Below are 12,206 nucleotides of genomic sequence, written 5' to 3' on the forward strand. Positions count from 1 at the left end.
CGTCCGTCATTTCGCAGCCTCTCCGCCATTCAGCTTGCCCGCGAGCCAAGTCAGGCCTTTGTCGATATAGGGCGGTGCCTGAAGCGCTTTGATGTCCTCGATGTATAGGAGGTCCAGTGCGAAGGCGGCCTTATCCGTATTTTTAGCCAACCGATTAAAGAGATCCTCTGCGAGGTCCTCAGGCGTTGCCGCGGTAGCGATGTATTTGCCAAAATCACGCGTCATGCCGCAGGCCAGATCCGCTTTCGCGGCGTCCTCCACTGCTTTCGGGTTGGTAAGTGTAAGTGCATCCTCAAACGTGCTGGGCGTGATGGCTTGGGTCTGCGTGCCCTGTGTCACCTCTTGCGGGATCTGATAGGAGACTGCGATGGTCTGGGTGGTATCGGTGTGGCAGAGTGTGTTTGGCGGCGTAGCCATCAACTTGTCCACCTCTGCCATCTTTGGGAGCCAAGATTTCAGAGCGTGGTTCGTGGTTTCCTGAGCGGCCCCCGAGCGCGGCCGGGCTGATTTCCAGGCGTTCCTTTCGCCTTTCTTAACCTCGATTTTGACCTTCGTCGCGGCATCGAGATCGGTGATGATCAGCGTCGGCAGCTCCAGCGCCTCGATCAAGTGCCGCATGCGGTGTGCGTGGCTGCCCCCCAGCTGTAGGAAGGATAGATAAGCCACTGCAAGGTCAGGGTAGTGATGCTGGATCAGATGTGGCAGCAGGATCCGCTCTGCGGCTCCCTCGATCACGATGATGGCATCCGCAAAGAATAGATCAAAATGTGTGCTCAGCAGATACCGCGTCACGAAGCGATGGGTTTCATTGTCCGCACCAAAGAGCCCAGTCATATTTGAAGTGGTCCCAGAAAACCGGACAGTCAGCTAAGGTGTATCCCCAACCTTTTTAGGGATACGAGAATGGCAAAGCGCCGGAACTTTACAGATCGGTTTAAGGCCAAGGTGGCGTTGGAAGCGCTGCGGGGCGACAAGACCGTGCAAGAGATTGCCGCGAAGCATCAGCTGCACCCGAACCAGGTCAGCACGTGGAAACGGCAGGCCATTGAGGGCCTGTCGCCCTCGTTCTCGGCGATCCAAAGGACCAGAACCTCGCGCAGACCATCGCGACTGACGCCGAGGGCGACATAGACGGCCTTGTTCTTCACCGTCCGGCTGTCGGCATCGCGGATCTTCACCCGTAGGGCGTCGAAGATCACGATCGGATACATCCGCTCCAGCGCCCGGCTCTGCCAGTCCCGGACCTCGTCCAGGACGGCGTCGGTGACGCGGCTGATCAGGTCGGGCGAGACCTTCAGACCATAGAGGTCGAGCAGATGGGCCTGGATATCCCGCACCGTCAGCCCGGCGGCGTAGAGCCCGATGATCTTGTCGTCCATCCCGTCGATCCGGGTCTGGCCCTTCTTCACCAGCTCGGGCTCGAAGCTGCTGTCACGGTCGCGGGGCACCGCCAACGGCATCTCCCCGTCTTGTCCCTTCAGCACCTTGGTCGAGGCGCTGACCTGCCCCCCAAAAGCTGGACCCTTCTAAAGGAGAGTTTGTTCTCGTAACGTTCGAAGCAACGAGGAGAACAAAGGATGCGTAAATCACGTTTCACGGAAGAGCAGATTTTCAGGATATTGCAGGAGTATGCAGCGGGGGCGAAGGTCTCGGAAGTGTGCCGTAAGCATGGCATGTCGGATGCGACATTGTACAAGTGGAAGAGCCGGTACGGCGGTATGCAGGTTTCAGAGCTGCGCCGCCTGAAGGATCTTGAAGCGGAGAACGCCGAGCTGAAGCGTTTACTGGCGGACAGCATGCTGGACAATGCCGGTCTCAAGAGCTTGCTGGCAAGAAACTCCTAACGCCTGTGCACCGCCGCGACGCCGTGAAGACACTGGTGGAAGACCACCGGTTCACGCAGCGGCGGGCGTGCAGGCTGGTCGGGATTTCACGGCCGAGCCTGGCCTATCAGGCAAGACCAGACCGCCACGCGCGGTTGCGGGAGCGCCTGATCACTCTGTCAGGCAAACACAGAAGGTATGGATATCGCATGTTGCATGCAAAGCTGGTCCGCGAGGGCTTCAAGGTGAACGTCAAGGTCGTCGAGCGGATCTACCGCGAAGAGCGTCTGTGGCTGCGGCGGACAAAGCGCAAGAAGATCCCAAAGCAAGCGCGGGAAGGAAGTTGGTGCCCGATCGCCGCCAACCAGCGTTGGTCGCTAGACTTCACGCAAGACGCACTGGCCAACGGGCGTAAGTTCCGCACCGCCAATCTCAAAGACGATTGCACCCGTGAGTGCCCCGCCATCGAGGTGGATTTCTCATTGCCGGGCGAACGGGTTGTGGAGATGCTGGAACGCGTCGCCCGCGAACGCGGTTACCCGGACATCCTGGTTGTCGATAATGGCCCGGAACTGCGCGGTCGGGCGCTTGATGCATGGGCTGATGACAAGGGCGTCCAGCTGTATTTCATTGATCCCGGCAAGCCGACCCAGAATGCCTACATCGAAAGCTTCAATGGCCGGTTCCGAGAGGAATGCCTGAACCAGCACTGGTTCACTAGCCTCGCAGAGGCCCAGGAAATCATCGATGACTGGAGGATCGACTACAACGCGGAACGTCCACACAGCAGCCTGAAATACAAAACGCCGGAGGAGTTCGCTGCCGCGAGGCCCTTCGACAAAACGCAATGGGCGCCGCCGAATAATGGCAAACAGAACGAGAACAAGCTCTACTTACGAGTGGCCCTCAAAAAAGGGGCAGGTCAGCGCCATTCCGGCGGTTGGTCTGACCGGGCGGGGCTTCCTTGCCCTCCTCGTAACCGAGGTGTGCTGTCAGCTCGGCGCCCAGCAACCGTTCCATGAGCTTGATCTTGAGCTCTTTCATCAGCACGGCGTCGCCGAGCAGTTCCTCGGGGCGCTCAACGCCCTTCAGCAGTTCGTCCAGCAGTTCCTTGGAGATCGTCATGCATGCTTCCTTTCGATGAAGCATCGACCGGATCATTCATACACAAAAGGTCGGACACTCTCACCTAACCTGGTGCAATTTCCGAGGTATATGTCGTAACGAGTTGTTCGGTGAACTCAGTGACCTGTGCCAACACACCATTCACGGCCGATCGTGGCATCCTAGAAGAGCGGACCCCCTTAACTAAGTTTTCAATTGTTCCTATAATTACACTGCCGTTTTCGCGTATAGCCATGTTCATCCTCTCTATCGTCTCCTTCACGATAGAAGGCTTTGCCTGGATTGACGAGTCCGATGGTCTGCAAACTAAATATGACCATTGAGTGACACTCAGACTATGAGCATCCCGCGACAGGCATTGATTTGACGCCGATCTATCAGAAGCCCACGATTGGCCTACTGCCTTGGAGGTCACTGGACGCACGGCAACCAGTTATGCCCCAACAGCCTCCCGTTCTTTCGCGAGCTCGTCGGTGGAAGTTTCGATGCGTTCGCGTACCGCGGCGCTTATTTCCATTGCCACGATCTCATAGTTGCCGTTTTTGCAGATGACCGGCAACCCCATGACCAGATCCGCGTCAAACCCATAGGTTTCGCCTCCGAAAATCCCGAAGGTTACCCACCGACCATCGCTGCCGTGAATCCAGTCGCGCATGTGATCAAGCGCAGCATTCGCAGCTGACGCTGCGGAAGAAGCGCCTCGGGCGCGAATGATTTCGGACCCACGTTCGGCAACACTGGACCTGAAGGTCCCCTCCAGCCAGGCCGGATCAACGACGGCTCGCGCAGGTTTACCCTCAATCTGCGCATGGCTGATATCAGCAACCATGGTCGAGGAGTGATTTCCCCAAACAACCATCTGCGTTACCTCCGACACAGACGCATCGGCTGCCCCAGCGAGCATGGAGACCGCGCGATTGTGGTCCAGCCGCATCATCGCGGTGATGTTACGGCGTGGGACATTGGGGGCATGGCGAGCCAGAACCAGCGCATTCGTGTTCGCCGGATTGCCAACGACTAGGACTTTCACATCCGGTCCGGCCACCTTGTTCAGAGCCTCGCCCTGAGTTTCGAAAATCTTAGCATTCTCCTTCAGAAGGTCGGAGCGTTCCTCTCCCGCCCCTCGGGGCTTCGCTCCGACCAGGAAAATCACATCCGCCCCCTCGAAGGCTACGCCCGGATCGTTGGTTGCAATGATGGAACGCACCCGCGGGAAGGCGCAATCTGCGAGTTCCATCGCGACGCCAGTCACCCGGTCATCTGCCGCCGGCACATCGAGCAAGCAGAGGCTGATATCCTGATCTTCGCCATATAGCGCTCCCGCCCCAAGGCGAAACAGCAGCGAATATGCAATCTGTCCGGCCGCGCCCGACACCACCACTTTTTTTGTCGATTTGATCATCTCCATCTCCTCCTCAGACCTCGAGACCCTTCATACCTTCTGCCGTGTATCGCTCGCCGGTAACGCCGACATTGTCGAGAACGCGCTGCAACTTGACGCGTTCGAACTCCGAAATCCTGACGTCTGCAGCACCAATATTTTCGCGAAGATATTTCGGACGTTTCGTGCCAGGGATTGGGACGATGAAGTCTCCGGACCCTAGGAGCCAAGCCAGACATATCTGTGCGGGCGTGCATTCATGGAGTTCAGCCAGGTCCTCGACGATATCGACAATCTGAAGATTTTGCTCCATTGCCTGCTGTTCGAAACGCGGAAGCATGCCGCGAATGTCACCCTCCTCAAATCTGGCCTGGTCGCGGTACTGCCCGGTCAGGAAGCCACGGCCAAGAGGCGAATATGGCACAAAGCCGATGCCGAGATCACGACAGGTTGGGAGGACTTCCGCCTCAACGTTGCGCGTCCACAAGGAATATTCAGTTTGAACAGCCGCAACCGGATGGACCCGGTGGGCTCGGCGCAGGGTCTTGGCGGAGACTTCGCACAGGCCGATATTGGCGATCTTCCCCTCAGCAACCAATTCGCCGAGAACGCCGATTGTCTCTTCAACCGGCACGTCTTGTGAAAGTCGGTGGACATAGTAAAGGTCGATCGTTTCAACGCCTAGGCGCCGCAACGACGCTTCGCAGCTTTTCCGGATATACTCTGGACTGTTGTCGATCCGTCGCGCGTATTGGCCCGGTTCCCGGACAATACCGAACTTGGTGGCAATCTTTGGGCGCGTGCCGGATTGTTTGAGAAAAGTTCCGATGAGACGCTCGTTGTGTCCGTCGCCATACATGTCTGAAGTGTCAAAAAAATCACACCCAAGATCGATCGCCTCTGCAAGAGTTTCGAGGGACACCTTGTCATCACGCGATCCGTAAAACTCGCTCATACCCATGCAGCCGAGACCAATCTCGGAAACCGTCAAGGATGATCCTAGAACACGCTGTTTCATCAAATTCTGCTCCAATAATTCTTTGGAACAAGTTTGACATGTTGCCCAAGCGGGGTATCTATCGATTATTCGTAGAAGGTTTTTCAGATTCGGAATATGTCACAGCCACGCCTCAATTGGGATGATGCCAGACCCTTTCTGGCGGTTGCTCGCCTGGGAACATTGAGTGCCGCTGCGTCCCATTTACAGATCGGGATCGCCACGCTCTCTCGGAGGATCGAACGTCTGGAGCGGGCCATCGGGGTTCCGCTCTTTGCGCGGGCGCAATCCGGCTACCGGCTGACCGAGGATGGCGTTGCGCTCCTTGATAAGGCTGAAGCTCTCGAGACCGCTGCGCTGTCTTTCAGTTCAACTGCGGCGGCGCGTGCAGAGATCTCTGGGCGGGTGCGTCTTGCCACGGCCGAAACCCTCGCAGCCCACGTGATCATTCCCACGCTGCCGCGCTTCATTAACCTCTATCCGAAGTTGACGGTGGAGATTATCACGGACATCCAAACGGCGGATCTGCATCGGCGCGACGCAGATGTGGCGCTCAGAATGGTGGCCCCCGAGCGCGGAAATATCTCGATACAACGTGTTGGAACCATGGGCTGGGGCCTCTATGCCAATCGCAAGTATCTTGAGCGGAACCCGGTTGCCCCCAATATAGCGAGCCTCGAAGGGCATTCGATCATCACTTGGAGCGAAAAGCATGTCGGACTGTCATCGGCGAAACTGCTTGATCGACTGGCCGGCAATACCCAGGCAAGGATCGAAACCACAGACCTTCCAGCTCAACTCGCTGCGGTCAAGGCCGGGCTTGGGGTGGCATCGCTGCCGCATTTCTTGGCGCGGAGCGCTGATCTTGTCTGTGTGCGCGAAAGCATCGGCCTCGATCAGCCCATCTTTCTTGTGATGCAGTCAGACCTTTCTCAGTCCGCACGCATTCGAGCCATCTGTGATTTTCTACGTGAAATCGTCGCCGAACATCGCTCGGAACTCCAGCCAGAATTTTGACATCCTTGGCCTGCCGACCCTCTCGAAATCGCTCTGACTAATTCATGCGCAAAAGTTTTCCGTATACGGAAAACAGTTCTCAAGTTTTTGATATTTTCAGGACGCCTGCGATGGAGGACGCTGAACTCGTCCGCCATCAACACCTTCATGTGAAGCCGGATTGGCGGGGGACTACTTTGTATCAAAAGAAGGAATTACTGCAATGGCCTCTCGCCTTATCATGATTTCACGCTTCCCAACGACACCCGAACACAAGGACGCCCTGTGCGAAAAGCTATCCCAATCCAGTCAGGGACGCATCCTGAAATCGCTCTCATCTCCCGAAGTGATCGAGATCCTGCCGTTGCCTGAGGGTAGCTCTTTGCTTGACCTCGTCAACATGGCTCCGCCGGTGGGTGACACCGAGATCGGAAAAATGATGGTTGCCGATGTTCGTCGCGAGGTTCTCGACTTTGTGGAAGCGCCGAAAGATTGTTCCGATCCGATTCCGCAAACCCGCTTCATCCAGCTGCGGCATGTCGAGGTGATGCCTTCGATGATGTCGGCCTATCGGAAGTGGCGTGAAGAGACCATTTTCGATGTGGTGCGGGGCAATGATGCTGCTGAGATTTTTCTGGCCTACCATTCGGTCATCAGCGGGGTTCCCGGCGTGATGTTTGTGGCTGGCTTCGATGCCCCGGTTGAGACCTACAACGTCGATTTCACCTCGGAGCGCTACAAGGACATCGTTCAGCAGGCTGGCAACACCTACATCACCGGCGGGACCGACGGGCTTTACACCGAGTTCTATGAGAGCGCGAGTGCGGCCCGTAGTGCTGCGAACGCGGCTTGAAAAATCAAGAATAGAGAGGTGCTCAAGCATGACACAAAAGGATCTCATCATTGTCGCGAACAAATTCTCTGAGTTTGCGGCCCACTGCGGGGCGGTCACGCCCGATCAGGTGATCACCCTAATCGACCTGCCGAAATCGATGCTTCCCCAAAGGCTGGTTCTGCATCGTGGTCAGGGCGTGGCGGACAGCGAAATCGATGCCATTCTCAGCCGTATCCGGGATACAGACCCTGAGGGGGATATGTGGGATACGAGCCCGCTAACGCTTAACGCTAAAAGGGCCGGTGGCCATCATTCGCACAAACGGCACGACCACAACACCCTGATCACCGAGCCGCACAAAACCGGTGCTGACTCCTATCGCATGCATCTTCTGGTCGATGAGGGTTGTGAGTTGATGGGGGACCATCAGACTGGCCAGCATATCCAGGGAATGGTTCTGATCGAAGCAGCCCGCCAGGCCTTCCTTGTTGTGACCGAGCAGTTCTTCCTCTCTGATCGGAACCAGAAGAGCTACTTCGTGATCAACTCGGTCGGAACGAAGTTTGAGAATTTCGTTTTCCCGGTTTCTGCGCATCTCGATTACCGAGTGATCAGCAAGGACATCAACGAGCGGCGTCAAAAGTTCGAAGTCGAGGTGGATTTGGTTCAATCTGGCATGCGCTGCATGACTTCCGGCTTTTCCTTCACCGTCTATCCCGCCTCCCTGATCGCACAGAAGGAGCGCGCCCTCGCGGAGAGCGCAGTGGCCGGAATATTCAAGACAGCTGTCCCGATCAGTCAGGCGGCCCAAGTGGTCTGATCCTTTGAGATGGGCCGGCCAATCGGCCCAGCTTCGCAAAATCCTCAACCTTGACTGGGAGCATTCAGATATGCACCGCAAATACGAATTGAGTGTCACCACCCAAGGTCCGCTCTATCCGCCGAGTGAGGTTATGACCCCCGAGGGCGATTTTGTCGTCGTTGGCGCAATCAACGATGTCCTGCCGGATGGGCGTATCTTGACGCACTGGGGACGGGCGATTGTGTCGGCGAAAAGTGAGGTTCCCGACTTTGGCGAGCGGGCGCCATATACCATTCTCAGGCGCTTTGACGAAGACCTTCCCGAGGCATTGGCGAGCATGGTCTTACACACACTGCCGATCCCTCTGCCTTGTAACAATTACCAGATGCTCTTTGCGCCTTCTCAGTACCCTGGTGCACGCGAAGAGAAGAAGCCAAGCTACGCGTTTCATGAGACGCCCATCCCGGACGCAGAATGGGAACATGGTCGCTCCTTGCGTCAGGCGGTGACGCTTGGTGACTGGATGCAGGCCCGCGGGACACTTGAAATCTCACTTGAGAATGAGAACCGCGACGCCCGCTTCAGCTTTTCGTTCAGCGGGCTGGTCCCGAATTCTCTCTACACGATCATGACGCTGCGCGAACGGGATCTTGACCCCTCCGGGGCTTCGAGACCGGCCCCTCTGGGCATACCGAATGCCTTCAAATCGGACCAGAATGGCTTTGCTTCGTTCGAAGCGGTCCTCCCGGATCCATTCCCGGACCGGGGGCGTCCGGGTAACCGGGTGATCAACGTCGTCGTCTTGTTCATGAGTTACCAGATGAGCCACGGCGGTGCCATCGGCCGCTACGGTCTCGGCGGAGACATTCATGCACAGCTGAAAATGACGGGCCCCTCTTTCTCGGAGTTTACGACACACCCTCACCCGAACCCGCTTCAGCGCCACGTTGAGCAGGTCTGAAAGGAACACTCGTTATGTCCAGGATATACGCATTTTTTGATGTCGATGAGACGCTTATCCGTACCAAGAGCATGTTCGATTTTTTTCGATTTTGGTGCCAGCTCTGCGGCAATACGCAGGCGCTCACAACCTTTGAGACCGAATTTGATGAGCTTGTCTCGAGCGGACTGCCGCGTGAAGATCTGAACCGCGCTTACTACAGGCACCTGGCCGGCCTGTCTCCGCAAGAGCTTCAGTCTGCCGGCGAAAAGTGGTGGCGGGAGGTGTCTGTCCGACCAGGCCTGATCATCGAAGCGAGCCTGGCATTGATGAACAGACTGCAGGGAGAGGGCGCAGAAGCGGTTTTCGTCTCTGGCTCCTTCGAGGAAATCCTTGAGCCGGTTGCGGCGCAGATGGGTGTGCATCACATTCTTTGCGCTCCGATGATCATCGGCCCTGGCGGGATCTATACCGGGGAGATCGGACCATTCCCTTCAATCGGTCACGGCAAGCGTATTGCGATCGAACGCTTTCTGGAGGGCAAGCGTGCGGTGGCACAGGATTGCTGGGCGATCGGAGACGATCTCAGCGATCTTCCGATGCTCGAAGCCGTTGGGCATCGAGCCGTAGTGGGGGAGGCTTCGCCCCTTGCAGTTCTGGCGAGAGCCCGAGGGTGGCCCGTGCTCGAAAGCGGTCTCGTCGCCACCTGATCTTTTTCCATGAATGGAAAAAGGGTTTCGGACATTCGCTGCAGAAAATTCATGCCCGCATCGCCATCCTGCTGTCCCGCAGGACAGGGCATTAACGTTCAAACAGCTGACCGGATTCCGGTTGGCCAGACATGAGAGGATACCAGATGAAAACCAAGATCATAGTCATCACCGGGGCCACCGGGGGCATCGGAGCAGCTACCGTGGCGCGCTGCCTGGCGGACGGGCATCGCGTCATCGCGGCCGATCACACCGAGATCGCGCAACCGGAGGGTGCCAGCTACGAAAACTTCCTGCCGATCCAATTCGATATTCGCAGTTCAGAGGCCTGTCAGGCCGCGATCGAGGATGCCGTTGAGGCCTTCGGCGGGATCGACACGCTCGTGAATGTGGCGGGGATTTGCTACGGTGGCGGCCCCGACACCGCCGACATCAACGAATGGGACAAAACGTTCGATGTCAATGTGAAGGGGGTGTTTCAACTGACCAAGTTTGCCCTTCCTCAGCTTGCCCGCAACCCCCGGGCAGATATCGTGAATATCTCGTCGATCTGGGGCACGGACCACACGCATGCCCTGCTGTCCTACTCGGCATCAAAGTTTGCCGTGGAAGGCTACACAGGTGGCCTGCGTCAGTGGGGCATGCCACGAAATGTTCGTGTCTGTGCGATCCAGGTTGACAAGGTGGACACAGGTTTTCGCGAGAACTTGGGTGCCGCCGGGGAGTTTCCACCGGAAAAACTGGCGAAAATGCTTCGCCCGGAGGATGTCGCCAGCGCCGTGAGCTTCGTGATGTCCTCATCGGAAACGGCGCAAATCTCTTCGATGAGATTGGATGCGCCGCTTTGGTACCAGGATTAAGGACGGAAACATGAAAACCACCGCAACAACAGCAGTTATGCTGACACTTTTGGCCGCCTTCTTCTGGGGGTCGAATTTCCAAGCCACCAAGTTCGCTCTGGAAAGCGTACCACCATGGACCGCCTCAGTTGAGCGGTTTATCATCGCGGTAATTGGAATTTTCGCGATCCTCATCGTCAAGGAGGGGCTGCGCCTCTCGACCCTGTCGCGTAACTTCGTGGCATATGTTCTGCTGGGCGTGATCGGCGTCGCTGGTTTCAACGGCTCCCTTTTTGTCGGGTTGCAGACCTCTTCGCCGATCACCGCGTCGTTGATCATGGCCACCACACCGATTTCTGCGAATATTCTCGAGGCCTTGTTGAACAGAGAATGGCCCGCACTGGATCGGATTATCGGCATGGTTATCAGCTTGATTGGGGTATCATTGGTCATTACCAACGGACGTATTCTGTCGGGTCAGATCGAATTTGCTGTCGGAGACCTCATTATCCTCATGGGATCCATCGGGTGGGCTGCGTACACCGTCGGGACCCGCGCGTTTATCAAGAACTCGACACCGCTTGAGACGACAAGCTGGACCATGTTCTTCGGGTCGCTGGCTCTGATAGTTTTCGCATTCCTTTTTGAGGCGCCGTTCCAAGCCGCCGCACAAACCTCCGGGATCAGTCTTGCCGCAGCGTTTTGGATGGGGATTGCCGGTTCGGTGCTTGCCTATTTGTTCTGGAACGTGGGTATCGCGGTGCGTGGCCCTGGCAAAACATCGATCTTTTTCAACTTCGTGCCGGTATTCGCGTTGCTTATTTCAGCGCTTCTCGGAACCGTTCCCCATTTGGTTCAGGTCCTGGGAATTGCGCTGACGATCTGTGGCGTCCTGATCGGCCAGGGCCGTCTGTCTGGGCTATTCCGCAACAGAACGATCATCGCTGAATAAAGCTGCTATGCAGCTAAGAAAGCATAGCCTTCAGCTGCAAAACAGCTGGAGGTTCACGCGAAGCCTAACAGGCGGTCACTTTGTGATCCTAGCCGTATTGTCCAAAGCCATGCGAACCGTTCACTCGCGCACTTCCGTGGAATATTTGTTTGTTGTCTTGCTCCAGATGTACCATCCAATTCAAGAGTTGAAGGCTCCGGCAAACTCTATGCCACCTCCAGTTTATCAGGCGCGTTCTGTCTGACACCAGGCGCTCCCGCGCACGTTGCAAGGCCTGAAGGTCGAGCTGCTCGGGCTTGTTGCACATATCGGTGAGAGGGATTCCGCTTGGGAATCGTGATGGTTAGATGCGCTGGCATGCCCAAGCCTGCCAACACCCGCTACCGCACGACGAACTGGTCCGACTATAACGCCTCCCTGAAGCGGCGAGGATCGTTGTCCATCTGGTTCGATCCTGAAATGCTCTGGCAGGCGGAGCAAAGCGGCAAGCGTGGCCATCCCGAGACCTTCTCCGACAGCGCTATTCAGACCTGTCTCACGTTGAAAGTCCTGTTCGGCTTGCCGCTTCGCCAGACCGTCGGCCTGGTCGCGAGCCTGATCGAGATGGCCGGGCTCGACTGGCCCGTGCCCGACTATTCGACGCTGTGCCGACGGCAGGCTCGGATCCAGGTGCAGATCCCGTATCGGCGCTCGAGCCAGCCTCTGAACCTCCTGATCGACAGCACCGGTAACCAAGTTTCAAATGTCTGACCTTGAAAGGTGAGGATTAGGTCGACGGCATACCAATACTCTGCTTCCCATTTTTC

At 56.9% G+C, this 12,206-nt stretch carries 10 protein-coding genes and 5 pseudogenes; 10 read left to right on the top strand and 5 right to left on the bottom strand.

Translation table 11 applies throughout. The features are described 5' to 3' along the window. Window positions 1-6 precede the first annotated feature (6 nt). The gene (locus ACXAEW_RS05265; RefSeq protein WP_474940328.1) at window positions 7-834 is read right to left on the bottom strand and encodes an ATP-dependent endonuclease; all 828 of its coding nucleotides are present in this window, start codon (window positions 832-834) and stop codon (window positions 7-9) included. Between the two features lie 69 nt (window positions 835-903). On the opposite strand from ACXAEW_RS05265, the pseudogene ACXAEW_RS05270 reads away from it, so the two are divergent. After that, window positions 904-1,071, top strand: a pseudogene (locus tag ACXAEW_RS05270) (transposase); the annotation flags it as partial. On the opposite strand, the pseudogene ACXAEW_RS05275 reads toward ACXAEW_RS05270, so the two are convergent. After that, window positions 1,059-1,493: pseudogene (locus ACXAEW_RS05275) on the bottom strand (transposase); the annotation flags it as partial. The pseudogenes ACXAEW_RS05270 and ACXAEW_RS05275 overlap by 13 nt on opposite strands. An 84-nt stretch (window positions 1,494-1,577) precedes the next feature. Between ACXAEW_RS05275 and ACXAEW_RS05280 the strand changes: the two are divergent. Further along, a pseudogene (locus tag ACXAEW_RS05280) lies at window positions 1,578-2,644 on the top strand (IS3 family transposase); the annotation flags it as partial. 106 nt (window positions 2,645-2,750) lie between these two features. Here ACXAEW_RS05280 and ACXAEW_RS05285 read toward each other — a convergent pair. The 3 genes and pseudogenes from ACXAEW_RS05285 to ACXAEW_RS05295 form a co-directional block, all read right to left on the bottom strand. After that, a pseudogene (locus ACXAEW_RS05285) lies at window positions 2,751-2,948 on the bottom strand (transposase); the annotation flags it as partial. Window positions 2,949-3,381: 433 nt separating this feature from the next. Continuing rightward, window positions 3,382-4,350, bottom strand: a complete 969-nt coding sequence (locus ACXAEW_RS05290) for a malate dehydrogenase (RefSeq protein WP_474940329.1) — start codon at window positions 4,348-4,350, stop codon at window positions 3,382-3,384. Between the two features lie 13 nt (window positions 4,351-4,363). Next, window positions 4,364-5,347, bottom strand: coding sequence for an aldo/keto reductase (locus ACXAEW_RS05295; protein WP_474940330.1), 984 nt, complete (start codon window positions 5,345-5,347; stop codon window positions 4,364-4,366). Window positions 5,348-5,443: 96 nt separating this feature from the next. Here ACXAEW_RS05295 and ACXAEW_RS05300 point away from each other — a divergent pair, with 96 nt between their 5' ends. From ACXAEW_RS05300 to ACXAEW_RS05335, 8 genes and pseudogenes are all read left to right on the top strand, one after another. Further along, a complete protein-coding gene (locus tag ACXAEW_RS05300) occupies window positions 5,444-6,343 on the top strand; it encodes a LysR family transcriptional regulator (protein WP_474940331.1) in 900 nt (299 codons plus the stop codon). Between the two features lie 202 nt (window positions 6,344-6,545). Further along, window positions 6,546-7,175 carry a hypothetical protein gene (locus ACXAEW_RS05305; protein ID WP_474940332.1) on the top strand — a complete coding sequence of 210 codons (630 nt, stop codon included), beginning with the start codon at window positions 6,546-6,548 and terminating at the stop codon, window positions 7,173-7,175. 28 nt (window positions 7,176-7,203) lie between these two features. Then, window positions 7,204-7,977, top strand: coding sequence for an AfsA-related hotdog domain-containing protein (locus ACXAEW_RS05310; protein WP_474940333.1), 774 nt, complete (start codon window positions 7,204-7,206; stop codon window positions 7,975-7,977). A gap of 70 nt (window positions 7,978-8,047) precedes the next feature. Next, window positions 8,048-8,920, top strand: a complete 873-nt coding sequence (locus ACXAEW_RS05315) for a hypothetical protein (protein WP_474940334.1) — start codon at window positions 8,048-8,050, stop codon at window positions 8,918-8,920. 14 nt (window positions 8,921-8,934) lie between these two features. After that, window positions 8,935-9,609 (top strand): HAD family hydrolase, encoded by a 675-nt coding sequence (locus tag ACXAEW_RS05320; RefSeq protein ID WP_474940335.1) that lies wholly within the window; start codon window positions 8,935-8,937, stop codon window positions 9,607-9,609. Between the two features lie 146 nt (window positions 9,610-9,755). Further along, the gene (locus tag ACXAEW_RS05325) at window positions 9,756-10,469 is read left to right on the top strand and encodes an SDR family oxidoreductase (protein WP_474940336.1); all 714 of its coding nucleotides are present in this window, start codon (window positions 9,756-9,758) and stop codon (window positions 10,467-10,469) included. A gap of 10 nt (window positions 10,470-10,479) precedes the next feature. Then, window positions 10,480-11,400 (top strand): DMT family transporter, encoded by a 921-nt coding sequence (locus ACXAEW_RS05330; RefSeq protein WP_474940337.1) that lies wholly within the window; start codon window positions 10,480-10,482, stop codon window positions 11,398-11,400. 357 nt (window positions 11,401-11,757) lie between these two features. After that, window positions 11,758-12,129 (top strand): annotated as a pseudogene (locus tag ACXAEW_RS05335) (IS5 family transposase); the annotation flags it as partial. Window positions 12,130-12,206: the final 77 nt, after the last annotated feature.

Source organism: Epibacterium sp. ABZ3_068 (assembly GCF_056159265.1).